Here is a 26,237-nt window from a genome sequence, read left to right on the forward strand (position 1 = left end):
GGGATCCGCCACGAGGATCAGAAAAGCGCCCGCCCTTTTGCTGGGAATCGTGCAACGCCGCATTTGGAGTTAGAACACCGCCGTCCGCCACAGACTATGAGAACCTATAGGCCCACGCTGTCCTGCATTCCGAATCCCTTGGGCGCGCTCTCTACCAGCGCTAATAGGTATTCCTGGTATCAGGCGCCGGCTGAGTTGTCACGGATTGTCACGACTCGTGCCAAACTCTGCGCGCCGTCGGCCAGCGCGTCGGGTTGCGAGTGCACATAGGTTCGCATCGTGAAAGCCACGTCGGCGTGGCCGAGCCAGGCCGCGATCACTGCCGCCGGGACGCCCTGCAGATGCATCGTGGTGCCGCACGTATGCCGAGCGTCGTGCAACCGGATGCGAGGCACACCGGCCGCGGCGACGGCGTTGGCCCACATCTTGGACAGCGTGTCGGGGTGATACGGCTGCCCCGCTTCGTTGCACACCACGTAACCAAGATCGGCGTAGGGAGTGCCAAGTGTCAGCTTTTCGGAGGCCTGCCGTTTCTTCGCCGCTTTCAACTCGACCAGCAGCGGGTCTGGGATCGGAAGTACACGGTGGGAATCCTCCGATTTAGCTTCATCCTGCTCGACCGCCTTGCCGTCGACACTGATTCGGGTCGCGCCAATGGTCAGCGTCTTGGCCCTGAAATCGATGTTGGTCCAACGCAGGCCGCCGATCTCGCCGCGACGCAGCCCGGATAGCGCCAGATGCCAGGCGTGGCGGTTGCGGTCCTCCCGGATTCCTCGTATCAGGCGCTTCACTTGCAGGGGTGTGTAGGTGGCGAATTTCTTCGGCTTGCCAGCCACCCGGTCGACGTGAGCCACGATGTTGCGGACGAGTGTGCCGTCGTTGACGAGCTGATCGAGCACCTGTGAAAGTGTGCCGAGCAGGTAGTTGCAGGAGCGAGCGCTCCAAGGTCGTCGTCTTGTGCCGTCGGCGCGGGTGACCTGTCCGTCGCGAAGCCGCGTTATAAGCGCATCGACGTCGCGGCGAGTGAGCTTCTGCACCGGCAGATGACCCAAGCCGGCGCGAACAGGTGCGAGCACCCCGTCATACCCAGACTTGGTCTTGAGCTTGATGCCGTGCCGTGACATCAGCCAGTTCGCGCACGCTTCCTCAACCGTGAGAACGGAGGGATGCACATAGGTGCCTTTGGCGACCTCTCCGCGGATTTCATCCAGCGCCTCGCGCGCCTCCCTTTCGGTCGCGTAGCGCTTGCGCAACTGCTTACGCTTGCCATCGACAGTGCCGACGTCGACAGTGAGTTGGTAGCGGACGACGGGCCGTCCGCCGGTGCGGCGGGTCAGTTCGATGCGTTTGATCTGCGGAGGCAGCTGGCGGCGCTCAACCATTGGTCATAACCGCACAGTTAGGCCAGAGCCATGTTGATGGTCACGACGCGACCTCCGTGTGGGCGGCGATGAATCTATTAATCTCAACGAGAGTCACTCGCCGTTTGCCACATATCAATACCCACGACAGCTGTCCGGAGTCGAACAACCGATAAATCGATGACCGACTGATACGCAGCGCCGCGGCCGCTTCCGGGACTGTCAGGAGCAGACCGGCTCGGGGTAGTGGGGTCTCGACCGTCGAACTGACACCCCGTCTCTCCCAATCTGTGTCACTTCCGCTAGTCATCGTTTCTCCTCGGCTCGCGGTGACTGCTAGGTTGATCATCGGATACGGTGAACCCCTTGCGCATCGGTCGCGCGAAAGATTTTTTACCCAGTATCCGCGGGCGTTAGTGCAGCAGTCATCGCTTACTCCTTTGACGTGGGTTTGGGTGTCGGCCTGAGCTGTGAGGGCACGAGCCAGCTTCGGTGCGATCCACCGGCATCGACAGAGCGGCCGTGTGACATCTCTAGAACGTGGCGTGCCGTTAGGGCCGGTATCGGCGGCCGTCCGCTGGGGGAGCGTTGCGGGAAGGTGCGGCCGGAGAGAGGGGGCCGATGGCCACGGTCAGCCATAATCAGGGTCTCCGTAGGGGAGTAGCCGTGTGGCTCAGGTCTCGATCGTGGCACCCTGGTTATCGCGCGACACGACTTATTGTTACCTTAAGTATCTCTTAATTTTCTTAATTTCGGTGTACCGTTTCTCGACGTGGCGCGGCGATCACGGTCGACAGACCGGACCAGCCCGGAACGTGGAAGGACGAACCGGAATGGCTGATGGGACTTTTGACGAACTCCTGCCGACGATCACGGCGCAAGCGCTGCGCGGCGAGCCGGTGGGCCGCGATGAATTGCTGGCCGTGCTGGCCAGCAGTGACGACGAGCTGCTCGACGTGATCGCGGCCGCCGGGAGGGTGCGCCGGAAATTCTTCGGCCGCCGCGTCAAATTCAACTACCTGGTGAACATGAAGTCCGGCCTGTGCCCGGAAGATTGCAGTTATTGCTCGCAACGATTGGGATCGAACGCCGACATCCTCAAATACTCCTGGATCGATGCCGACGAAGCCGCCCGTCATGCTCAAGGTGCGATCGACGCTGGTGCCAAACGCGTCTGTCTGGTGGCCGCCGGCCGGGGACCGAGCGACCGCGACATCGACCGCGTGGCCAGGACCGTCGCTGCGATCAAGGACTCCACCCCACCGGTGGAAGTATGCGTCTGCCTGGGACTGCTCACAGACGGGCAAGCCCATCGGCTGCGTGACGCCGGCGTGGACGCCTATAACCACAACTTGAATACCAGCGTCGACAACTACGCGAAGATCTGCTCGACCCACACATTCGGTGAGCGCACCGCGACCGTCGACGCCGCCAAAACCGCTGGGCTGTCGCCGTGCTCGGGCGCCATCGTCGGCATGGGCGAATCCTATGACGACATCGTCGATGTCACCTTGGCCCTGCGCGAACTTCGACCCGATTCCGTTCCGGTGAACTTCCTCATCCCCTTTGAGGGCACCCCACTGGGCGGGCATTGGGAACTGACTCCGCAACGCTGCCTACGCATCCTGGCGATGTTTCGGTTCGCGTTCCCCGACGTCGAAGTCCGCATCGCCGGCGGACGCGAAATACACCTGCGCACACTGCAACCGTTGGCGTTGCACATAGCGAATTCGATGTTCCTGGGTGACTACCTCACCAGCCAAGGACAGCCGGGCGAAGCCGATCGGGCGATGATCACCGATGCCGGCTTCGTGATCGAAGGTCTCGAGGAACCGACTCTGCCGATCGACCGCCACGACCTCGTCATAACCCGCCACCGCGGCGCCGGTACCACCGCCTCCGCCAACACCTGACCGTTAGCGAATTCGGAGAACGAGGCGAACTCAACCATGTCGCATAAACCGGTGATCATCGTCGGGGGAGGCCCAGTCGGGCTGGGCGCTGCCCTCGAGCTCGCCCGCTTCCACGTTCCCAGCGTTGTTGTCGAGCGGCACGATTCGACGTCGTGGCATCCCAAGGCCCGCAACTTGAATACGCGGACGATGGAGATCGCCCGGGGATGGGGCAGTGCGGTGTATCAACGGCTACGAGGCATCGATACCCCACCGGGCTGGAAGAGCCCAATGAGGTATCTGGACACGATTGTCGGCCAGGAGATGGGTCAGATCGAGACGCGAGGTTTCGAAGGTCCCGGACCAACCATCAGCCCGGCGCTGCCGATCATGTCGTCGCAGGACCTGATCGAAGCCATCCTGCGTGACGCGGCGGAGGCGACGGGAATCGTCGATCTTCGGTTCGGTCACCAGGTCACCAACGTGATGTCCGGGGGCAGTGACGACGCTACCGAAGCGGCCGTGACGGTCCGCGTCAACGCGACGGGTGACACCTATACCCTGACGGGGGAAGCGCTGGTTGCCGCCGATGGTGCCCATAGCACGGTGCGTCGCCAACTTGGCATCGCCCTCAACGGCGAGCAGGGCCTGCATCATTTCGTCAACTGCTACTTCCGCTGCGATATCGAACGCCACGTCGGAGAACGTCAGGGTGTGGTGTTCTTTGTCGCCAACCCCGACGCCGCCGGTCTGTTGCAACCGCTGGATGCGCACGGCCGCTGGCTGTGCCAGATCGGTGTGTCGCCTGAGCAGTGGGTTGGCGAGCTCTGGGAGGCCGAGCGAGTGCAGCGGTGGGTCCGCGGCGCGGTCGGCGTGCCCGACCTCGATGTCGAGGTGAAAGGCGTTGGGCTGTGGCAGATGAGCGCCACGGTCGCTGATCGTCTGGTCCAGGGCCGCGTGCTGTTGTGTGGCGATGCTGCCCACCAGTTTCCGCCCACCGGAGGACTGGGAGTCAATACCGGCTTGCAAGGCATGCACAACGCTATGTGGAAGTTGGCCTTATGCATCCGCGGCCTGGCCGGGTGGCCGTTGCTCAAGACCTATGAGGATGAACGTCGCTCACCCGCAATGACAACGATCCAACAGTGTTTGCAGAATCACCGCAATCTCGCTCGGCTTGCCGCGGCTTATTACTATCCGGCTAGCAGTGACCTCAGTGCCGAGGAGGCCGAGCGGGAGAGCCGACGCTTCGGCAATCACCTCGGCGTCGAGTTCGGCACGGTGTATCGCTCGGCCGCCGTCATCGTCGACGGCACAACACCTCCCGACGTCGAAGACAGCTACAGCGACTACGCGCCCAGTGCGACACCGGGCTGCCGGGCGCCACATATATGGCTAGGCGATGAGCGTGACCCGGTCTCGACGCTCGACCTCTTCGGCGCCGGCTTCACTGTGGTTACCGGACCGGGCGGGGAAATCTGGCGCAAGGCAGCGGCCGATGCTGCGCGACAGCTCGGTGTGCCCCGCGTCAGCTATGCCATCGGTGATCCCGGCCTAGCCGACCACAACAACACGTTCTTCGATCACTACGAAATCGGCCACGACGGGGCGGTCCTCGTGCGCCCCGACGGATACGTCGCGTGTCGCAGCGCAACCGGATCCCCTGACCACGCCTCGCTTACTCAAGCCGTCGAACAGATCCTGGCTCGCCGCTCAGCGGGGTTGAGCGCTGGGGGCGACCCGGGGTTAGGGGAGCCGTCGTGACCGTCCGTGACGGTGTCGAGGCCGAGCGCTCAACACGCCCTCGACGCCGCGACCCACAACGTCCGCACCCGGCGCCGCTAACGAACTAGCGCACCGCAACCCATGGCGGCCGCCACCGCACGCCAGCGCGACGCCACCACCGACCTGACAGCTCCCCTTGAAGGCCGTACCAGCCCGGCTAATTCCCGGCTTTTGTGGTGGCTCCGGCCGGGTCGCCACGCTGCGCCACCTGCTCACCGCTGACGTTTTCTCGTCCGGTTTCAATAGCCCGTCCAGCCGATGGTGCTGCGCCGTGTTCCCACCCGATGGTTTGCTCGCCGGCGGACCCCGGCTCGGTGGTCTTCCGGAGATGGAACAAGCACTGCTGCGGCTACGGGTGGAGCGCGATCCCGTGCCGCTTGCGGTGCTGTCCTGGATCGTCATTCGAACCTGGCCGCAGGAGGCCATGCACCCACGATGTGACGTGTCATTTCTTACCCAGAGCGGTCCACTGCCCTTTTATGGCAACCGATGCAGAAGGTCCGCGTCTGCACGCGCCGGAGACGCATCATCGCGTCCCGTCGGGCCCGACCATGCTGCGCGCCTTCGCTGGCTGATGTCCTCGAACTCGTTGCGCCCGTGCCTGGCCCGCGCGGGCGGTTAACAGTGCGATGGCCGGCGCCGCGGCTACGTGCCCGGGAGCGTCCTTCTTGCCGCATCCCTTGTGCACCCACACCGACACCCATCCGAGGCCCCCGGCCTCTTTTCTTACTACGCTTGCCCTACAACAGTTTTCTCGATCATTCTCGCCACTATCTCCTTCATCGATAACCAACCCACCGACATCGCCAACGCCGCAGAGCAATTCATACAAACTAACTGACTTTGACCGTGGCACATTGGCACAAGGGGTGCAAGCATGGGGTGTGGCGAACATTCGGTGCGCCACACCCGGCCCCGGGCTGCGGGGTTTGGTCGCCGTGGACAGGTGGTCGGTCGTTGCTCACGCTTTCCAAGCCGATGAAGCGGCATTCGGTGCGCTACTACAACGACACTGCGCGCGCGGCGATTTCGGCATCTACCGAGCGGCAGCGAGCCGGCGGGGGGTTGGCCGAGTACTACTCCGAAGGGGAAACCCGCGAGCCGGTATGGGTGTGCGTGGGCGGTACCGGTGATGCCGAAAAGGCAGCCGCTCTGGTCGGTTTGAGTGCTGCCGACCGCGCTAGCGGGCCCGCCGATATGGACGCCGTGGCGCGCTGGCTCGATGAGGGAATCTCCCCCAATGGGGCTCGGGGGCGGGCGTTTACGGCGCGCTCCACCCACGGGTTCGATTTGACGTTTTGCGCCCCGAAAAGTGTGTCGCTATTGCGCGCTTTGAGCGGTGATGACGTGTTGTCCAAAGCGGTTGTCGAAGCCCACAACAGCGCGGTGGGTGAAGCGCTGGAGTACCTGTATGACCACGCCGGCTACACCCGCGTGCACAACCCAGACACGGGCAAAAAAGACTTGCTGCGGCTGCCCGGTTTGGTGATGGCGGCCTACCAACATGAGACCTCCCGGGCCGGTGATCCGCACCTGCACACTCACGTCTTGCTGCCCAACGCCCAGGCCCGTAACGACGGTGCGTTGGTGTCGATCGACTCGAAATCGTTGCACCATGAAGCCAAAGCCGCCGGCATCATTTATCAGGCCACGTTGCGCCACTACCTGTTGCAGTCCGTGGGCTTGGAGTGGGGGCCGATCGACCCTCATACCGGGATGGCCGAAGTCGCCGGCGTAGCCGGCGACACGATCAGGGCGTGGTCGCAGCGCTCCACCCAGCTGCGGGCCTGGGCTGAGGAAAATTTGGTCGTCGACGAGGAGGCCGGCGCGACGGCGGCACAGTTGGCGGCCGGACAAAAAGCGACCCGCCCGGCCAAGCCCGAGCACCTGTCGTGGGGGGAGCTAAAAAACCTGTGGGCCAAGGATCAGCGCGGCTTTGTCGTCGAGGAAACCGCCCAACTGGCGGTGCGGCGGGCGCGCACTTCGACGCGGTTCGACGTGCACGCGTTGGGGCGCCGGGCTGCGGTCGGTATCGACAAATCTGCGTTCACCCGCGCCGATTTGGTGGAGGCGATCGGCGCCCGGCTCCCGCCCTCGATCGAAGGTGCCAAGTCGCAGGTCGACGGCAACGCGATTCCCCCGCGGTATTTGATCGAGGGCATCGCTGAGCGGATCGGCATCCGCGTCAGCGCACCCCGGCAGGCGCATGAACGTGAAGGCCATGAACGGTTCACCACCGCCGCGGTTATCGCCGAAGAGACCGCCATCGTGGGCCTGATGGGGGCTCGCGATGATCGCGCTGTGCTCGACAGGGCGGCCCTGGACACCGCCGGTTTATCGGTGGATCAAGCCCGGGCGATCACCGCGATTGGGACCTCCCCGTGGTTGATCCAACCGCTGTCCGCGCCGGCCGGTGCGGGCAAAACCACCTCTCTCAAAACGCTGCGCGTCGCCGCGCACCGGGGCGGAAAACCCCGCGTGCTGGTGTTGGCGCCGACCGGCAAAGCCGTCGATGTGGCCGTGCGTGAAGGTGCTGGCGACACCGGCTACACGGTCGCCAAGGCGGTCAAAGACCTCCGCAACCATGAGCTGAAACTCGATTCTCGAACACTGGTCGTCATCGACGAAGCGGGAATGGTTGGAACCCCCGATCTACGCCAACTACTCACCGCCACCACCGCGGCCGGAGCTAAAACCGTGCTCGTCGGCGATGCCTATCAGCTGGCCCCGGTGAAGGCCCGCGGGGGCATGTTCGCCCAACTGGTGGCCGATCTCCCTTGGGCGCAAACGCTTTCCGAAGTGTGGCGTATGCGCGACCCCGCCGAACGCACCGCCTCGCTCGCGGTGCGCAACGGTGGCCCCAAACCACTGCGCCGCGCGGTCGAGTGGTATCGCACCCACGAGCGCCTGCACACCGGCGACGCACTGACCATGGCCCACGACGCGTTAACGGCCTATCAAGCTGATTTGAGCGCCGGTAAAGACGCCCTGTTGATGACCGATCGGTGGGAAGTCTGCGACGCCTTGAACGCCCGCATCCATCACCAAACGGTGGCCCCAGAGGCGCCTAGCGTGACCGCGGCTCGCGGGCATCGCATCGGCGTCGGCGATGTGATCATCTCCCGCTACAACGACGCCGCTGTGACCGTCGTCGATGCCGCCGACCACACCAAATCGGCAGCGCCGGTGCGTAACGGGCACCGCTGGCGCGTCTACAAACTCGACGTCGACAACACCCGCGTTTACGCCCGGCGCCTCACCGATGGGGCCCGCGCCCTGTTCACTGGCGACTACCTGACTGAGCACGTCCACTACGGCTACGCGGTCACCGTGCACGCTTCCCAAGGAGCCACCGCCGGTAACGCGCTGACCGCCGGCACCGCTCACTCCATCCTCAGTGACCGCACCACGCGCAACGCGGCCTACGTCGCGCTGACCCGCGGCCGCGACCACAACCACGTCTACATGTACGAAAAAACCGCCGGCGAAGCCGACCACGAACACGCCCAACTCGCCGAGAACCGAGGCGTGCATGTCGCCCAGCGCGGCACCAGCCGCGATGCCGCCGCCGCGCTGCGCACCATCCTCGGCCGCGACGAGCGCTCCCACACCATGATGCAGGCCGCGGCTGCCACCGACCGCAGCCAGCAGCCTGCCGCAGTGCGCGCCCTGCGCGACCAACATGAACACACCCGGGCCCGACTGCGCGCCGCCCATCGTGCCTACACCGACGCCCACAGCAGCTATGACCTGGCCGCCGACTTGCCCGCGCTGCGCAACGAAATCGACTTCGCCGACGTCGCTGGACGCGGCTTCGCCCCCGCCACGGGCTACCCCATCCCCGCCAGTACCCTTGACCACCTCGACGACATGCACCGCCGCGTGGTCACCGCCCTCGGTCGTAACCTGCAGGCCGTGCAATCGCTGCACGTCTACCCCGGCGCCGACAAGGGCGCAGCACTAGCAGCGGTTGCCGCTGCCGCCCACCGCGACCATCGGGCCGTGATCGCCCTGCCCGCCACACCGCAAGCCCACGCCTACGCCAACTCCCACCGCTACGCCGACATGACCCCTGCCGACCCCCACAGGGCCATCGCCAACATGCGCGCACGGACCACCGAGGGCGGCCGGCTGCCCCTGGGCAACTTGGTGATCATCGACGACGCCGACCACCTGCACGCCGAACAGCTGCAGTGGCTTGCCGACAACGCGGCCGCCACCAACACCAAACTGCTCCTGATCACCACTCCTGATCACCGCCAGCCCACCCACAGCCTGACCGCTGTGCTCGACCATCTGCTGCCCTGGGCTCAACAGCTGGGAACCCCCGACGTCAGCCACCAGCGGCCGCGCACCGCTATCGAGCGCGCCGATCAGCACCTGGCCACCACCACCGGCGTCGAGCTGTCCAAGCACCAGGCCGCCCGCGAACTGCTGCACCGGCGCGATCGACTACTCGAACACTTCCACGACATGTGTCGCGCTGAAGAGCGACTCGACACCATCGGCGCCCGCGACCGGACGCGTGCGCGCAACAAAAACCGCGGCCGCGACTACGGCCTCGAGCTCTAAGCCAATTTTAAATTTGTGGTTACGAGGTTACGATTCAGCCGAGGCTGATGAGGGGTTGTCGAAGTGGCGGTTGGCGGCTCCGCTCTGCGAGGTAGGGCGGTAAGGGGGCGGAGAAGCGACCCGCTGGGGAAGGCATACTTCGGGGCCCTCCTAACGGGAGTTGTTCTCCGCGATCCGCCGTGACGCCCAAAGCGGCATGGCCGACCGCGAATTCCCAACGTGAACACCAGGTGGGCTGGCGCGCTATCCGCGCCCGGCGGATTGCGGAAGTCGCTGCGTTCTCAGCCCGGTGAGCAGGCGCTGTATTTCGGTGAAGATCTCGCGCCGCAGTTTCTTGCGTTTCGACTGCGGCGCTTCGGCGAGGGCGATCCCGGCGTGGGTGATCATTCCGGAAAGCAATTGGGCCATCGCGTCGACGGCGATATCTGGTGGGAAGAATCCTGCCTGCATCGCGCTAGTTACCAGCAGTCGGACGTTTCTGTAGGTGTATTGGTCTTCGCATTCGCGCCAACGCGTCCAGCCCAGTGCGATGGGGCCTTCCACATAGATGAGTCGGCCGACGATCGGGTCAGCGCACGCGTTCAAGGTGACCTCAAGCGCCGCCATGCTGCCGGCCCACAGATCGTCGGGGTAGCGCGCGACAGCGTCGAAGACTTGTGCCTGCGCCGCCTCGTCGCACCGGTTCAGCACCGCTTCAAATAACGCTCGCTTGTCCGGAAAATGATGATAGACAGCACCTTTGGTAACCCGAGCGGTTGCAGCAATGTCCGCAATCGATGTGGCCGCAAAGCCGCGCTCGGCGAATGCGGCGGCGGCGGCATCCAACAGCGCTTGCCGCGTCTGCTCGGCATACTCCTCACGGCGACTCTTGACACCATCCACCCACGAGAGCATAGTCGGCAAGTAGGCACCATACACACAGTATGTGAAAGTCCCGGAGTATTCACACCCAAGTCGGGGGCCACCTATGGACATCGCGACGCTCGAAGCCCACCGCTACCACGCCACCGTTCCATCAGGCCCGGTCAGTTTCCTCGACGTCGGCCAAGGCCGGACCGCGGTCTTCGTCCATGGCGTCATCACCAACAGCCTGCTGTGGCGCCATGTCATTGGCGCGGTCGCCTCAGAGCACCGCCGCTGCATTGCGTTGGACCTGCCCGGACATGGGTACACACCCCCGGCCAGCCGGGGCGCCGATGTGTCGCTGGCGGGGCTGGCTCAGCGCGTCATCGATCTGTGTGATCACCTGGATCTCGAGCAGGTCGACCTGGTGGCCAACGATACCGGCGGTGCCATCGCCCAAATCGCCGCCGTACATCTCGGCGATAGATTGACGACGCTGACCTTGACCAACTGCGATACCGAACCCAATATACCGCCGCGACTGTTCAAACCCGTTGTAGCAGCGGCACGCTGGCCCAGAATTTTCGAGGTGCTCGGGCCGTGGGCGGTCACCCACCCGGCCGTCATGCGGTGGGTGTCAGCCGCCGGCTACCAGAATGCTCATCACCTCCCACCCGATGTCCTCGATGCCTTCTGGCGGCCCGTCCTGGGTACGCGCGCCGCAGCCGCAGCCTTCGCGCATCTGTTGGCATCTCTGAGTGCCGATGACCTGACCGCGGTTCGGCCCCAGCTGCAGCAGCTACGCGCACCTACCCTGATCGCCTGGGGCACCGGCGACATGTTCTTTCCCATCAAATGGGCACGCCAACTCGCCGGCCTCATCCCCAGCACCACACATATCGCCACCATCTCCGGCGGACGCCTGTTCTTCCCCGACGAACGAGCCGACGAGTTCATCCCGCTGCTCGAAGAACACTGGCAGCAATCCCACGACAGCAGCCCGTTGTGACGCGTGGGTTTGCCCCGTCAGCGCTATTGAGGTGAGCCCCTCGTAGTGGTCCAGTTGTTGCGACTCTGATGCCCGGTGTTTGGGCAGGAAGAATCGACGACGACATGACAGCAAACAAGCGCCGGCGGCACACGCCGGACCAAATCATCCGCAAGCTCGCCGAGGGCAATAAGCTCCTCGGCGCCGGCCAGGAACTCAGCGAGGTGTGCCGGCACCTGCAGATCGCCGAGTCGACGTGGCATCGTTGGGTCGCCCAGTACGGCGGCATGAAAGCCAGCGACGCCAAACGCCTCAAAGAGCTCGAGGCCGAGAACGTCCGGCTCAAGAAGATGGTCGCCAACCAGGCCCTCGATATCGACATGCTCAAGGAGATCTCGGCGGGAAACTTCTAACCCCGAACCGCAAGCGCAGCGCCGTCACGTTGCTGCGCGACCGGTTCGGGGTCTCTGAACGTCGAGCCTGCACGGTGGTGGGCATCCACCGCTCCACGATGCGTCTGAAGCCGGCGCCGATCACTGATGAGGAAGCCGAGCTGCGGGCCTGGCTGCGCAAGTTCTCCACCGACCGGCCACGCTGGGGATGGCGACGGGCAGCCAAGATGGCCCGTCGAGCCGGCTGGAAGGCCAACAACAAACGCATCCGCCGACTATGGCGCGAGGAAGGCCTGCGGGTTGTGCAGCGCCGCAAGAAAAAGCGGCTGACCGGTATCGGCGTCGCCGTTGGCGCGATGTCACCGATCCGCCCGAACGTGATCTGGGCGATGGACTTCCAGTTCGACACCACCGCCGACGGGCGCACCTTGAAAATGCTCAACGTGATCGACGAGTTCACCCGCGAAGCCCTCGCGATCCAGATCGACCGCGCCATCGACGCCGACGGCGTCGTCGACGTCTTGGATCGCCTGACCCTGCAGCGGGGAGCGCCATGTTACATGCGCTTCGACAACGGGCCCGAGTTCGTGGCGCACGCCGTCAACGATTGGTGCCGGTTCAACGGCACCGGTTCGCTGTTCATCGATCCCGGCTCGCCGTGGCAGAACGCCTGGATCGAATCGTTCAACGGCCGGCTACGCGACGAACTGCTCAACTCGTGGCGTTTCGACTCCCTGCGCGAAGCCCGCGTGATCATCGAAGACTGGCGCTGCGACTACAACGCCAACAGACCCCATTCCGCCCATGGCGAACTCACCCCAGCCGAGTTCGCTCTACAGTGGACCACGACCCACCAACCCCAAGCCGCATAGCGACTGGACCACCAAACGGGTCCCCCTCACTATCAACCCGGACACTGACTCCCGCATTCGTGGTTAATCCGGCGCCGTCGCGCGAACAACCGACTCCGATTTTCGCGATCAAAACCACTCAGCCGAAAGCGATTGCGGCGCAGATGGTGGCGACCCAGGCGACGCCGAGTAGTTGTAGTACGCGGTCTTTGAGAACGATGTCCTCAGGTTCGCCGGCGATGCCGCCGTCGACATCGACGGCGTAGCGCAGCATCGCGATGGTGATCGGGATCATCGAGATGGCAAACCACGACCCGGCGTGTCCGTCTCGTTCGAATGCCCACAGCCCGTAGAACACGATGGTCGCGGTGGCTGAGGTGGTCCACACAAACCGGAGGTAGGTGCCAGTGTAGTTCTCCAGGGCTTTGCGGATCTTGGCGCCGGTGCGTTCGGCGACTTGGAGTTCTGCGTAGCGTTTGCCTGCCGCGGCAAACAGTGAAGCGAATGCCATCACGAGCAGGAACCACTGTGAGAGCGGGATGCCGGTGGCCGCACCGCCAGCGATCGCCCGAATGAGGAAACCGGAGGAGACCAGACAAATGTCTAGCACAGCTTGGTGCTTGAGGCCGAAGTTGTAGCCGAGCTGGATGGCGAGATAGATCGCGATTACTACAGCGAGCGGCGGCGCGGTCACCAGTGAAATGGCCAACGACGCGGCCCCGAGCCCGATCGCCAACGTGTAAGCCAGGGCGGGCGCGACCACTCCTGCAGCAATCGGGCGGAAACGTTTCGTAGGGTGCTGGCGGTCAGCATGCACGTCTCGGGCATCGTTAATCAGGTAGGTCGAGGATGCGGCCAAACAGAACACCACAAACGCAATAGCCACCTTGTACGCGACATCTTGATAGTCGTAGCGGACATTGCCACCCAGAGTGGCCAGCGGTGCGGCAACGACGAGGACATTTTTGATCCACTGTCGTGGCCGCAGCGCTTTGATCAGACCAACCGTTAGATTCGCCGGCGGCCCGGCTCCTGGCGACACTTCGCGCTCCACGACCACCGAGTATCGCTGGTTGCGCGCGCAACAACGCAACGGCACGCGCCCACCGTGTCTTGAATCTAGAGATTCCGAACGTCTCGTTTTCCGTCTCACGCCCGGCCGAGCGAGGGCGGTCGGTTGCTAGGTCGTGGTCTCGTAGGTATCTGAATCCAGCCCAAGCACATCGCATACCGTCTCGATGACCACGTCGGGCCGGTCGATCGGAAAATAGTAACCGGCCTGGTCAACGAATGTGAGTTCTCCCTGTGGAAACCGTTGGGCCAGTTCGCGGTGAGCGGCATCAAGATGCTCAACCCGGGCGCGCGATCTGCCGCGGCGATTTTGCGGCACCAGCACCCGCACCGGAACATTCGGCAATGACGCTGCCGCACGCACCGCCGTGGCCGTCTCACGTGCATAGCCGCCGAAAAGCTGCGGCAGCTGCGTGTGATCACCTGAGTTGGCCCCAGTAGAGCCGTTTTTCTTCATGAATTTTGGCTCCACCTGGGCGGTGATCCGCTGCGCGGTGGGGTCAGCGTGTCGTCGCGAATATTGGCCCCACCCGGGATGCGATTTCCACGTCAATCGTCATCGACGTGGAGGTTGGGAATGGCACGGTCGAGGGTGGAGCTGTTCGAACAGATCAGGCGTGACAACCGGGTTGAGGAGTTGTCGATTCGGGAGTTGGCCCAGCGGCATCGGGTGCACCGGCGCACGGTGCGCCAGGCGTTGGCCTCGGCGATCCCGCCGCCGCGCAAGGCCTACGCGAGCCGGCCACGGCCGGCGATAGATCCGTATGTCGAGGTGATCGACTCCTGGCTGCTGGGCGACCGCGAGGTGCCGCCCAAGCAGCGACATACCGCACGTCGGATCTGGCAACGGCTGGTCGCCGAGCACGGCGCGCAGATGGCCGAGGTGACCGTGTCGCGCTACGTCACCCACCGCAAAAGCGAGCTGGGTCTGGACAAGGTCGAGGTGATGGTGCCCCAGACCCACGCCCCGGGGGCCGAAGCCGAGGTCGACTTCGGCGAGTTCTACGCCACCATCGCCGGGTTGTTGACCAAGGTGTGGATGTTCGTGATGCGCCTGTCGCACTCGGGCAAGGCATTCCACGTTGCTTTCGTCACCCAGGCTCAGGAGGCGTTCCTGGAAGGACACGTGCTGGCCTTCGAGCATTTCGGTGCGCTGCCCGCCAGGATCCGCTACGACAACCTCAAGCCCGCGGTGGTGCGTGTGCTGCGTGGCCGCGACCGGGCCGAGTCCGAACGGTTCATTGCCCTGCGCAGCCACTACGGTTTCGACGGGTTCTTTTGCACCCCGGGCAAGGACGGTGCCCACGAGAAGGGCGGCGTGGAAGGCGAGATCGGCAGGTTCCGCCGTCGGCATCTGGTGCCGGTGCCCAAGGTCGCGTCGTTGGCTGAGCTCAACGACTTGATCGCCGTTGCCGATTGGGCTGATGACGCCCGGGTGATCACCGGCCGCCCGGTCACCATCGGCGCGGCGTTCGCCGCTGAATGCCCGCACCTGGCATCCCTGCCCGATGAGCGGTTCGACACCGCCCGGCTGCTGGCAGCCCGGGTGGACACCCGGGCGCGGGTCTGTGTGCGGCAGTGCTACTACTCGGTGCCGGTGCGCTATGCCGGGCGGCGGCTACCGGTGCGACTGTCGGCGAGCCGGGTCGAGGTTCTCGACGGCGCCCAAGTGGTGGCCGCCCACGAGCGAGTGGTCGGCAAATACGCCCAGGTCCTCGTCTTGGATCACTACCTGGAAGTGCTCAAGATCAAACCGGGTGCACTGCCGGGGGCCACAGCGCTGGCTCAAGCCAAGGCCTGCGGGGTGTTTACCGTTACCCACCAACGGTATTGGGACGCCGCCCGCCGCGAACGCGGCGACCAGGCGGGCACCCGGGCGTTGATCGAAGTCCTGCTCGCCCATCGCAGCCTGCCCGCCACAGCGGTGATCGCCGCGATGGATAAAGCGATCAACGCCGCCACGCTGGACCCGCAGGCCGTGCTGATCGATGCCCGCCGCCACGCCGGCGGTGCGCTCGCGCCGGTCATCCCAATCGGTGCACTGGCCCGCTACGACCGGCCCGCCCCGACACTGACCGGCTACGACGACCTTCTGGCCACCAGCGCAACGACCCAAAGCGCACCATGAGCACCCGGACCCAGGACGCCGCCCAAGCCGCTATCGGTGCCGCGGCCCGTGAATTGCACCTACCCACCGTCCGTGACGAAGCCGCCCGACTCGCCGAGATCGCCGTGCGGGAACGCCAAACCCACCTCGGGTTTTTGGCTGAAGTCCTGTCCGCCGAAGTCGACGACCGCAACGATCGGCGCCGCGCCCGACGCATCAGTGAAGCGAAGTTCCCCCGCCTCAAACGGCTCGCCGATTTCAACACCGAGGCAGTGCCATCGGTGACCGCCGCGCAGCTGGCCACTTTGGCCAGTGGCGCCTGGATCGACGCCGGGCAACCCCTAGTGCTGCTCGGCGACTCCGGCACCGGCAAAACACATCTGCTCATCGGACTGGGCCTGGCCGCCTGTGAACAAGGCCGCCGGGTTCGCTACGTGAGCACCGCAGCGCTGGTCAACGAGCTCGTCGAGGCCGCCGACGCCCGGCAACTCTCCCGCGTCGTCGGTCGTTACGCCCGCCTGGATCTGCTGCTGCTCGACGAACTCGGCTACGTCCAGATCGACACCCGCGGAGCCGAACTGCTCTTCCAGATCATCACCGAACGAGACGAACGCGCCAGCATCGGCATCGGCACCAACCTCCCGTTCAGCAAAGCGCACATGTTCGCGCGAACCTGTGCGTAGGCGCTGCCGAAGCGTGACACGTTCGCACTTGTCAGGATTCAGCAAGCTGGTCTAGGACGGTGCTGTTTTAGTCGCTGACTTTCGGCGTGGCTGAGCGGGTTTCGCATGGATGGGCGGCGAGGATCAGATGCGTGGCTTTGGGACGGGAAAATCGGCAGGGCCGGTTCGATGACGTGATGCTGCTTGTCGGCGATCAGCTGCCGGCGGGCAGCATCTATCGGCTGCTGGCCGACCACGGCGGTGCACTGTTCGACGACGATTATTTCGCTGATGTGTTCAAGCGTTCGGCGTTGGGTCGGCCAACGGTGCCGGCGCGGGTGATGGCCGCGGTGATGCTGCTGCAGGCCTACGAGGGGCTTTCGGATCGGGAGGCCTGCGACCGGCTGGCCTTTGACCTGCGCTGGAAAGCGGCCGCCGGGTTGACCGTGGATGCGGAGGCGTTTCATCCCACGGTGCTGGTCGGGATGCGCAACCGGCTACGCGCATCGGATCGGCCACGGCGGTTGTTCGAGGACGTCAACACCACGGCGCGGGCGGCGGGGTTGTTGCGGGGACGGCGCCGGGTGCTCGATTCCACTCCGCTGTTGGATGCGGTGGCCACCCAGGACACGGTGATCCAGCTGCGGGCCGCGATCCGCAAACTACTGGCGGTGGCCGATCGGGCCGATCCGGAGGTGGCCGGTGCGGTGCGCACCGTGCTGACCCGCGACGATGACTACGCCAGCCTGGGAAAACCACCGTGTGACTGGGACGATCCCACGGCGCGTGAAGCCTTGGTCGATGCGCTGGTGCGCGACGCCAAGGCAGCACTGGAGGCCTGCGATGGCCGCCAGCTTGACGGGGCACTCGGTGAGGCGGTCGAGTTGCTGGCGCTGGTGGCCGGCCAGGACGTCGAGGCCGGCGACGACGGGGTGTTTCGCATCGCGAGGCGGGTGGCCCGGGATCGGCTGATCTCCACCGTTGATACCGAGGCCCGCCATGGGCATAAGTCGCGGGCGCGGACCTTCGATGGCTACAAGTCCCATTTGGGTATCGATCCCGATGACGAGCTGATCACCGCGGTGGCCGTCACCGCGGCCAACGCCGCCGACCGTGAGGTCATCGACGAGCTGCTGGGCAACCCGGTCACCGACACCACGAGTGCTGCACCCGATTCCGCCGCCACCGATGCCGCCACCGATGCCGATGCCGATGCCGATGCCGATGCCGATGCCGATGCCGATGAAACGATCACCGATCACGGTGAGCATGTGCGAAACGAGTCGGAGCCCAATGTCTTTGAGGTGTATGGCGATTCGGCTTACGCTGATGGGGCCACCCTCGATGAGCAGACCCAACGTGGCCATGACATGCGCGCCAAAGTGCCCCCGGTGCGCAACGCCAACGGCTATTCCAAAGACCAGTTCGGTATCGACCTGACTGCGGGCACCGTCACCTGCCCGGCCGAGCACACTGTGGCCATCAGCACCGGGCGGCGTCAGCAGGTCGCTCGCTTCGGGGCATTGTGTGGGTCGTGTCCGCTGCGGGCGCAATGCACCAAAGCCCGCCGTGGACGGGTGATCACCATCCATGCCCATGAGGCCGCCCTACAGCTGGCCAAGGCCCGCCAACGCGACCCGGCCTGGCAGACCGATTACCGAACGTATCGGCCGGTTGTGGAACGCAAGATCAGTCACTTCACCCGGCGCCCCTGGGGTGGTCGCAAGGCTCGCTGCCGCGGACAACAACGCATCCTGACCGACATCCTCGCCCGAGCCGGCGCGATCAACCTCGCCCGATTGGCCAGCCTGGGCCTGCATTCAGCGGCCGGGGGCTGGGCCATCGCCTGATCGGGACCACCAGGCCACCAGGCCACCAGGCCACCTACGATCCCATTAATATCAGCCAGCGCAAGCCCCTCCCAGCCGTCGAGACCCCGATACCGCGAAATCCCCGCCCTGCTGGAGGTCACTACATCAGCGCCGTCCTAGCAATCGGCCATCGTCGAGCTGATCGGCGAGGTAGATCATCGCCCCTTCGGGTTTCATGCCGAATGCTGCGGCGACGAGTTTCGGGTCCATTGTGTTGACGAGATCGGCCAGTCGCGTACTGCGCAGCATCTTGGGCGGCAGGCCGCACGGGTCGAGCAGGTGGCTCATGTAGGCCTCGGAAGCCGGCCGTCGATCGGCCTTGGTGCCCCTGGTGACGAGTACGTGCGGGTTGTCGGTGCGCAGCGTGTCGCGGTGCTCGAGGCAGCGCTGCAGCGCGGCCCAGCTGACCGGGTCGAGCGGCACTGGGTGAGGACGTCTGCCGAGGGTGATCGAGCGATTGACGGTATCGATGTGCTCGACCCGTAGCTGACGCACCTCGCTGCTGGAGGCGCCGTGCAGTATTGCCAGCAGCCCGAACAGCGCCTCGTGTGGGTGCACTGCCGAATCACCGCTCCAGCGCTCAAACAGCACGCGCTGTTCGGGGATGGTGAGAGTACGGCCACGAAATGCCCTGTGCCGCTTGATGGTGACGCCGCGGGTTGGATCGATGAGCACCAGATGATGGTTGCGTGCGAATCGGAAGAATTGGCGCAGCACCGCCAGGCGGCGGGCCCGGTTTTTCGGCAGCTCGGCGAGGAACGCCTCGATATCGGCGATGTCTGCGAGGGCCCAATCCTGTTTGCCGCGTTGGGTATCGAGGAAGCGGGCTAGATCACGTACGATCGTCAGCGCCGACTCGATGGTGCGGTCGGTACGGGGCCGAGTGCCCGCACGGCGGGCGCGTTCACGCGCGTGCAGCATGGACTCAGCGAAGGACGCGACAGCGCCACGCATCCCGGCCGGTGCGCTGTCGATCCGCCTCTGCCGTCGCCCGGCGGCGAGCCGGTCGGCCTGGTCGGTGGCCATCGCCAAACCACGTTCGGTGAAGAACGCCTCCAACGCCCGAGCCAGCGATCCCATCGACCGACCCGGCGTGCGGGCCCGCTCGAGCACGCTTTGCGGGTGATTTGGGAAATCGTCTGCGAGCAACCGTGCCAACGTGGTGAGCAGCTTGCATGCCTGCGCCGGGCAGTAATGCGTCGCCAGGTCCGCGACGAAATCATCGAGCCAGCCCGGCGGCTCGGCGAGCCGGGCGGCCAGCGTCTCGCCACGCACGAACGGCCGGTCCGGGCGACGCTGCCAGCATCGCCCACACATGCCGCGCCCGACGTGGCGGCGCAACTCGCCGCAGGACACGCAGACCCGGGGCGGATCCTTCGGCGGACCGGGTCGTGAGCACGAGCCACACCACCCAGTCGACTCGCGCAGATAGCCTGGTTTTCCGCAGCGCGGGCAGGTCGATCTCGCGGCCGCGAGCTTGGCCCGCTTCTGACACGGCCGGCACACCACCTCGTTGCGGAACCGCATCGATCTGCCGCATTCCCGGCAACAGCGCGAACACAGCACGCACCGACCCACCGCCGACACCAGCACCCGGTCGCGCCCACAGCGTGGGCATTGCGCCTTGGCCGCCTGCGTCCGTAACCGGCGGGTGCACAGGCAGCAATGCTCGCGGCCGAGGTATCCGACCGGGGCTCCGCAGTCGACGCAGTCTCGTTGCTTTTTCCCCATCGGCCGCAACCCGTTCCGAAGCTTCGCCGAATCTACATCGGCGGCATCGACCGGCCCCGCACGTTGGCTGTCTTCGGTTCCGACGGAACCGACCGCGCCGGAGTGGCGGGCCGTTCGAGCGGGGTGGTATCGGTCTCGAACAGGTCGTCGGGGGTGCACTGCAATGCGGTGCATAACGCGATCAGCGTCGAGAGCTTGATCTGGCTGGGTTCCTTGGTGAACAGCGCCGACACCGACGCCGCCGACATCTCCACCCCGGCCTTCTCTGCCAGCAGTCGCCGCAGCTCGGTTCCGGTCCACACCTCACGCTGCGCAGCCGCCATCCGCAACCGCCACCGGATCTTCATGCCGTCCCGTCCTCTCCGCTGAGCTCGGCCAAGGTCGAGGTGACCGCACGCCGATAAGCGTCCTCGATGAATGTCGCCGACGGACGCTCTGGCGACGTCGGATATCGCAACTGTCGGAATGCCAGGTTGGTCGGGTCCGAGTCTGTCGGTGTCATGTCTGGTTCCGATCGGGGTGTTCGTTGGTCCGGCGCCGGGTCGCGTTGTGTCGGCGAAGGACACCAACCAGGGTGAGAGCGGCAAATGCCGCAAGAGCATGCTGGGCGCTCAAGTAGTAGCGGCGACGGTCGATCTTGCGACCGCGGGCCGGGCGCCGTTCTTGGGCGAGGTTTCGGTAGCGTGTCGGCGAGAACGACCCGAAATATTCGCTGACGAAGTTGCTGGTTCGCCGTGTCGGTAATCCCATGTCGGCCAACAGGTCGTCGATGTGGTGCACCAGGTGCGGTCCGATTTGATAGCCCTGCGGTCGAGCTGGCATGACCTCCTCCAGCCAGGCCTGCACGCGTCGTATCTCAGTCTGCATTTCATCGAGACTGGGAAGTGCGAGTTCGCCGCGGAAGCATCGTGAAAGCCAGTGGGCTGAGATTTCTGAGCTGAGCTGACACGCGGTCGATGAGGCGTAGCCCACGAACCCGAGGCGCTGCTCGGTGGGCGGAAGGATATGCCGGTAGAGCTGGAATCGCCCGTCGGAGACAACGGGTGTCCGCAGTTCGGGCGCTAGAAACGACAACGGCTGGCGCCAGCCGGTGGCGAAAACGACGATGTCGGCAGCGATCTGATCGCCGCTGGCCAGCAGGACCTGCGGTCCGCCGAGAAAGGCCGCGACCGAGTCACGCCGCAGGACCAGCCGACCGCGGCGGGCCATATCGTAGAACTCCTTGCCGAACCCCAGGTTTTCGATTCCAGTAGGCATCGGCTCGTCAGGCACCATGGCCGCAGGCATCCTGAGCAGGAATCGAAACAGCAGACTCACCACCCGCCAGACCAAGTTGGTCAGCTGCTTGCCCGGCCCGTGCAACAACCTCTCCATCAGGCTGGGGTGGTGGTAGCGGAAGAACGCCTCGGTCGAACGTCCCAGAGTCAGCCGGTCGGCGGGAATACCTCCCGGGAAGTAGCGGGGCATCATCCAGTGGGCCTTTCGGAACACCAGCGTGCATTCCTGCGCGTGCGACCCGGCCCACGCCGCGCAATCCAGCGCGGATTTGCCCGCGCCCACGATCACCACCCGTCGCCCCGCGAACAGGGCAGGATTGGTCGCTTGGCTTGAATGGACCACCGTCCCGGTGAACCGGTCGGCACCGTCGATCGCAGGCATGTCCGGTTCAGAGAAGGTTCCCGCGCATACCACCGCAAAGTCACACACCACGGTGCTCAAACCCGTTGGGCCACAGCTTTCTACCGTGAATTCGTTACCGTGGCGAGACACCCGCACCACCTCAGTCGATAACCGAAGAAGCGGGGCCAACTCGAACCGGGCCACATACGAGGCCAGATACGCGCGCACCTGCTCAGCGCTCGGGAAGATGTCGGCTGATCGGTCATAGGGATGGTCGGAGAATGCGTAGGTGTCGCGTGAGTTGTTGGTACGCAGTCCGGGATAGGTCCGCGATTGGGTCCAAACACCGCCGATCGCCTGCTCCTTCTCGAACACGATCACCTCGAAGCCGTCCTCGCGCAGCACTTTCGCGGTGACCAGGCCCGCAATTCCCGCGCCGATCACGCCGATCCGCCCGGCCCGCATGTCTGTCACGTGACCCGCATCCTTATCTCAGTGGGTGATCGGCGGCTGATTTCGGCTGCGTAAGTGGTCCAGTCGCCGCTGCTGGCGCGCTGCCAGGTCGCGGCGACGCTGATGTGGATTCCCAGGGTGCGCGCCAGCACGGCGGCTGGCAGGTCGGTGGCGAGTTGAAACAGGGCGGCGGAACGTGCGCGGCTGGCTTGGATGCCGAGTTGACGGAGTCGTTCGGCCATGCGGAAGGCGCTGAGGTGGCGGCCGGGCTGCCCGCCGGGGAATAGCCATCGCGAGCTGCGAGGGCGGCCGACGGCGGCGTGAGGTGATCGGGTGGAGACCAGGGCGCGGATCAGTCGGTCTAGCGGTGCTGGGATCAGGATCGGCTCGTGTCCGAGCCGCAACCGGACGCTTTCGTCGGTGAGTTCGATGTCATCAATGGTCAGTTCGCTTATGGCGGCGGCGGTTTGGGCATAGAGCAGCACCAGCAGGGCAGCGACACGGCCGGCGGTGTCGATCGTGTCGTCGTGTAGCAGCCAGCGTGCTTGTTCCCAGCGGGTCTCGGTGTCGATGACGCCGCTGGGGCCGTCCCATCGTTGGGCGGCGTGCTCGACTCGGGTGAGCCTGTTTCGGCGTGCCCAGCGCACGAAGTTGCCGCTGTCGCGACGCTGGCCGGCGGCGGCGCTGGTTAGCCACCGGTCGAGATCTCCCTGTCGGGCAGTGGCAAGCTTAAGGTTATGCGCGGCAAGCCAATCCAGTAGGGCAGCTGCAGATCTGATGGAGCGCTTGGCGGCGCGGGCTTGCCCGTAGGTGGTGTCGGTGTCGCCGACGCGGGCACGCAGGCGGCGGATGACGTGCCAGACGGCGTAGCGGTGCAGCAGGCCGCGCTCCTCGGGATCGACGCGTTCGGTGATGAGGGCGGCGGTCCAGCGCTGCAACCGCAGCATCTGTTCGTCGCGGTGTGGCAGGGTGCCGATCGCGACCAGGACGCTGCGCAGGTGCTCGACCGGCTTGCCCGCGGGCAGTTCGTCGAGCGTCTCGTGCGACAGCACGCGCTGACCGGCCTCTAGCTCGCGCAAGATGGCGGGACCGCCGCCGTTATCGAGCCATACCGCGGCCGTGTTGGGACGTTCGACCGCGACCAGGGCCTCGTAGAGGTCGCACAGGTCGGGGCGGATGTCACCGCGGGCGTCGCCGAGCAGCTCGCGCAGCCGCTGCTGCACGTTGCAGCGGGCGCACCGGCTCGTATACCGGCGGCCGCGTTGACCACATCCGGGACAGGTGCGCCAGAAACCGGACTCGTCACGAACGCATTCGGCGCAAAGCGGTTCGGCCAGCGTGCCGCCGCGGATAGGGCGGAACTCGCCGCACGAAATACATTGGGCCCACCGCTTGTGGCAGGCTTCGCACCACGGGCGGCCGGTGGCAATTGAAATCGTGCTCGGCGCGGTCCGTCCGCAGATCGCGCATTCGGCGATCGTCGGCGGGCGGCAACTGGCGCAGCGTGGTCCGTCCTCGCAGCGGATACTAACCGGTCGGCGGCGGCCGCAGTCCACGCAGACTTCCTGGTTGATCGGATCGGTGACCAGGCAGCTCGGACACACGGGTTGGCCCTGTTCGTCACGGGTGGCGGCTTCGCGAAGCGCGCCGCAGCGAGCGCATGGTTGGGCACGGGACTTGGCGGTGCAGCTGCGGCATAACCACTTTCCGCCGATAGGCCGGTGCAGGTGGATGATTCGACCACAACCGGGGCAGGCCGGGTGGACAATGCCTTTCGCTCCGGCGTCCCCGAGCTGGTCGATCAACCGCAGCACCGCAGGATCAGACGCCTCGGCACCGGCGCCGGTCAGCAGGGCGGGTCGCTGCTGCAATGCCCACGCCAATCGGTATCGGCGTCCGGCACGCGGCACCACCGCCTCGATTGCCGCGTTGATCTCCTCACCCGACAAGCTCGGGTCTGCTCGCCTCACGACGTCGACGATGAGCGGCGTCGGATCCCGCCCGTCATCGGGCAGGCATCGTGAACACCTGGGTCGGCCGTCGCGGTCGCGAAGGTAAACCGGCCTGCTCGAGCCGCATATTGTGCAGGGTTCTCGTCGAGGACCGCACTTCGCGCAATACCAGTCATCCCCGCGTCGCTGCAGGGTGTGTAGATGCTTGCCGCAACCTGCGCAAACCGGAGACGAAATATGCATGGCGCCAGCCGCATTCAGCGCGATCAGCAGCTCACCAATCCCACGTGGCGCTGGCGAGCGCCCGTCGGTCAACACTGCGGGCCGGTCCAGCAATGCCTGGGCGAGGCGGCGCCGTTTCGCTCGTCCACCGGCCATCGCCTCGACCAGTCCGATGACCGTGCGTCGATCCAGCCCGGGCTTTTCGCCAAGCACCAGATCGACGATGACCCCGATCGGGTCGGCGAGCACCTCAGATGCGAATGTCTTTGGCATTGCTTAGCTTTCAATGCCGCTGATGCGAGCGCGTTTTGGCCGCAGTCCGCCCAGACCGGCGTCGGCGCCGCCAGCGGCACGTTTCTTGCGCGTCGGCGCGGCTGCGGCGACCGGTTCGATCAGCTCGTCCATCCGGCAGTCCAGGACGTCCAGCAGCGCCATCAGAATATTCAGGCTCAGCCGCTCGGGTCGCTCGACGACGAGCCGATAGACCTGGCTGGACGACAGATGGATGCCGCGTTGCGCCAACGGCTCTATCAGGTCGGTGGTGCTGAACATCTCGCGTGCAGCCATCACCTGACGCAGGTGCCATCGGTAGTCGAGTTTGCGGGCCATCAGGACTCCTTGCCGCTCGTGGGGTCGGGCGCCGTGTCGAACGCCGGCGCCAGGGCTTTGCGCAGCGCGGTGTTCATGAAGTCACCGGACACGTGGGTGTAGATCGCGGTGGACGTATCGCAGCGATGCCCAACGGCCTCCTGGATGAATCGTCGGTCAACGCCCTCCTCAGTAAGGTGCGTCACCCACGAATGCCTAAGGCTATGTGGACTAAGGGTTTTCGGTAGCCCGAGCGCGTCACGGTATGTGACGAAGCGGGCGTTGATCTCTGCCGGGGCGATGCGACCGCCACGTTCGGTCACCCACAGTGCCGGATGGTCCTCGCACCCGAAACGGGGCCTGATGTTGTCGACGTAGTCGGCGACCGCTTCCACCGCCCACCCCATGACCGACGGCACGTTGCGTCGCCGCGGCGGTTGCCCGCGCACCGACTTGCCATAGCGCACATGCAGCATCCCGAACCGGCCGAACTCCGGCACCGCCGGGTTACGGCCCCAGTCAACTACATCCAGCTTCGCCGTCTCGGTCCGCCTCAGGCCCCACCCATACACCACTTTGAATAACGTCGCATCCCGGTAGGCGGCCAACGCGCCCTTGCGTTTCGCGCACACCGCACGCTCAACCTGGTCGTCGGCGTAGTCGAGAAACCGCTGCAACTCCTCGCGGGTGAATGGCCGGGCCTCTGGGTTGCCCTCGTAGCCATTGAGGTGCTCTATCGTGTTCCACTCATGGCAGATCGGCACCGGATGCACACCCGAACCAAACTCCTGCTCGCACACCGCAACCCAGCTATAACGGCCGTCGCACAAATACTCGCTGAACAATCGCAGCTCGGTCTGATAGCCGCGAATCGTCGAAGGTGCCAGATGCGACTCCGCCATCAACGACTGCGTCCACTCGTCGACATGACCCGGCAGCCAATGCCACGGGTACTCGTTAGTGAACGTCGCAAACCGGCGCACCAACCGCTCCCGCGGCGCGATGGTCTCCTCCCGCAAACCACGCGCAACCTGCTGGGCACGCCATCCGCGCAACATCGCCTCCAGCACAGCGTCTTCCGGACGCAACTGCACAACTCCGGAGACCAGCTCCAGATGCGCCGACCCAGCCAGATCTGCCCGCACCACGCCGCCTCCAACCTGAATCCCCGCAACCGTCCGGCGAAAGGATCATGCATCCAACGGGCGCGATATGCAAGCAATGCAGGTGGGACGCCCTGTCCTGTAGGCGACATGACACCATAGCCAGATCTGCT

General features: G+C 65.2%; 19 protein-coding genes. 8 read left to right on the forward strand and 11 right to left on the reverse strand.

Features of this window, described 5'->3' with window-relative positions; translation table 11 throughout:
• Positions 1–179: 179 nt before the first annotated feature.
• Together AB8998_RS01080 and AB8998_RS01085 are read right to left on the reverse strand one after the other, a co-directional pair.
• Positions 180–1,382, reverse strand: coding sequence for a site-specific integrase (locus tag AB8998_RS01080; protein WP_369736406.1), 1,203 nt, complete (start codon positions 1,380–1,382; stop codon positions 180–182).
• 40 nt (positions 1,383–1,422) lie between these two features.
• Positions 1,423–1,710 (reverse strand): helix-turn-helix domain-containing protein, encoded by a 288-nt coding sequence (locus tag AB8998_RS01085; RefSeq protein WP_369736407.1) that lies wholly within the window; start codon positions 1,708–1,710, stop codon positions 1,423–1,425.
• 319 nt (positions 1,711–2,029) lie between these two features.
• Here AB8998_RS01085 and bioB point away from each other — a divergent pair, with 319 nt between their 5' ends.
• From bioB to mobF, 3 genes are all read left to right on the forward strand, one after another.
• Positions 2,030–3,274: a biotin synthase BioB gene (gene bioB / locus AB8998_RS01090; RefSeq protein WP_369736408.1), complete on the forward strand. Its 1,245-nt coding sequence runs from the start codon at positions 2,030–2,032 to the stop codon at positions 3,272–3,274.
• A gap of 51 nt (positions 3,275–3,325) precedes the next feature.
• Positions 3,326–5,017, forward strand: a complete 1,692-nt coding sequence (locus AB8998_RS01095) for an FAD-dependent monooxygenase (RefSeq protein ID WP_369736409.1) — start codon at positions 3,326–3,328, stop codon at positions 5,015–5,017.
• A gap of 903 nt (positions 5,018–5,920) precedes the next feature.
• Entirely contained in the window at positions 5,921–9,610 is a 3,690-nt protein-coding gene (gene mobF / locus AB8998_RS01100) for a MobF family relaxase (RefSeq protein ID WP_475582078.1), read from the forward strand.
• A 243-nt stretch (positions 9,611–9,853) separates the two neighbouring features.
• On the opposite strand, the gene AB8998_RS01105 is transcribed toward mobF, so the two are convergent.
• Positions 9,854–10,492, reverse strand: coding sequence for a TetR/AcrR family transcriptional regulator (locus AB8998_RS01105; RefSeq protein ID WP_369736411.1), 639 nt, complete (start codon positions 10,490–10,492; stop codon positions 9,854–9,856).
• Between the two features lie 85 nt (positions 10,493–10,577).
• Here AB8998_RS01105 and AB8998_RS01110 point away from each other — a divergent pair, with 85 nt between their 5' ends.
• Both AB8998_RS01110 and AB8998_RS01115 read left to right on the forward strand, forming a co-directional pair.
• Positions 10,578–11,462 (forward strand): alpha/beta fold hydrolase, encoded by an 885-nt coding sequence (locus AB8998_RS01110; protein WP_369736412.1) that lies wholly within the window; start codon positions 10,578–10,580, stop codon positions 11,460–11,462.
• A 104-nt stretch (positions 11,463–11,566) separates the two neighbouring features.
• Positions 11,567–12,705 (forward strand): IS3 family transposase gene (locus AB8998_RS01115; RefSeq protein WP_369736413.1). Its coding sequence is split into 2 segments (ribosomal slippage): positions 11,567–11,837 and positions 11,837–12,705, totalling 1,140 coding nucleotides; the frame shifts between segments, so codons are not numbered across the junction.
• Positions 12,706–12,823: 118 nt separating this feature from the next.
• Here the strand turns inward: AB8998_RS01115 and AB8998_RS01120 are convergent.
• Positions 12,824–13,726, reverse strand: a complete 903-nt coding sequence (locus tag AB8998_RS01120) for a decaprenyl-phosphate phosphoribosyltransferase (RefSeq protein WP_369741374.1) — start codon at positions 13,724–13,726, stop codon at positions 12,824–12,826.
• Between the two features lie 138 nt (positions 13,727–13,864).
• Positions 13,865–14,227 carry a hypothetical protein gene (locus tag AB8998_RS01125; protein ID WP_369736414.1) on the reverse strand — a complete coding sequence of 121 codons (363 nt, stop codon included), beginning with the start codon at positions 14,225–14,227 and terminating at the stop codon, positions 13,865–13,867.
• 105 nt (positions 14,228–14,332) lie between these two features.
• Here AB8998_RS01125 and istA point away from each other — a divergent pair, with 105 nt between their 5' ends.
• The 3 genes from istA (at position 14,333) to AB8998_RS01140 (ending at position 18,374) form a co-directional block, all read left to right on the forward strand.
• A complete protein-coding gene (istA, locus tag AB8998_RS01130; RefSeq protein WP_369736415.1) occupies positions 14,333–15,883 on the forward strand; it encodes an IS21 family transposase in 1,551 nt (516 codons plus the stop codon).
• Positions 15,880–16,545 carry an ATP-binding protein gene (locus AB8998_RS01135; protein WP_369736416.1) on the forward strand — a complete coding sequence of 222 codons (666 nt, stop codon included), beginning with the start codon at positions 15,880–15,882 and terminating at the stop codon, positions 16,543–16,545. The genes istA and AB8998_RS01135 overlap by 4 nt, the downstream gene beginning before the upstream one ends.
• Before the next feature lie 131 nt (positions 16,546–16,676).
• Positions 16,677–18,374: a transposase gene (locus tag AB8998_RS01140; protein ID WP_369736417.1), complete on the forward strand. Its 1,698-nt coding sequence runs from the start codon at positions 16,677–16,679 to the stop codon at positions 18,372–18,374.
• Positions 18,375–18,500: 126 nt separating this feature from the next.
• On the opposite strand, the gene AB8998_RS01145 is transcribed toward AB8998_RS01140, so the two are convergent.
• From AB8998_RS01145 to AB8998_RS01170, 6 genes are all read right to left on the reverse strand, one after another.
• Positions 18,501–19,670: a tyrosine-type recombinase/integrase gene (locus tag AB8998_RS01145; RefSeq protein ID WP_369736418.1), complete on the reverse strand. Its 1,170-nt coding sequence runs from the start codon at positions 19,668–19,670 to the stop codon at positions 18,501–18,503.
• Positions 19,671–20,158: 488 nt separating this feature from the next.
• Positions 20,159–20,473 (reverse strand): helix-turn-helix domain-containing protein, encoded by a 315-nt coding sequence (locus tag AB8998_RS01150; protein WP_144955196.1) that lies wholly within the window; start codon positions 20,471–20,473, stop codon positions 20,159–20,161.
• Positions 20,474–20,624: 151 nt separating this feature from the next.
• Complete coding sequence (locus tag AB8998_RS01155) at positions 20,625–22,211, reverse strand: flavin-containing monooxygenase (RefSeq protein WP_369741375.1); 1,587 nt, start codon at positions 22,209–22,211, stop codon at positions 20,625–20,627.
• A 5-nt stretch (positions 22,212–22,216) separates the two neighbouring features.
• Positions 22,217–24,646 carry a hypothetical protein gene (locus tag AB8998_RS01160; protein ID WP_369736419.1) on the reverse strand — a complete coding sequence of 810 codons (2,430 nt, stop codon included), beginning with the start codon at positions 24,644–24,646 and terminating at the stop codon, positions 22,217–22,219.
• A 3-nt stretch (positions 24,647–24,649) separates the two neighbouring features.
• Positions 24,650–24,982, reverse strand: coding sequence for a helix-turn-helix domain-containing protein (locus tag AB8998_RS01165; RefSeq protein ID WP_369736420.1), 333 nt, complete (start codon positions 24,980–24,982; stop codon positions 24,650–24,652).
• Positions 24,982–26,019, reverse strand: coding sequence for a tyrosine-type recombinase/integrase (locus AB8998_RS01170; protein WP_369741376.1), 1,038 nt, complete (start codon positions 26,017–26,019; stop codon positions 24,982–24,984). Before AB8998_RS01170 ends, AB8998_RS01165 begins: the two co-directional genes overlap by 1 nt.
• Positions 26,020–26,237 lie beyond the last annotated feature (218 nt).

The organism is Mycobacterium sp. HUMS_12744610, from assembly GCF_041206865.1.
GTDB classification, from domain to species: domain Bacteria; phylum Actinomycetota; class Actinomycetes; order Mycobacteriales; family Mycobacteriaceae; genus Mycobacterium; species Mycobacterium servetii.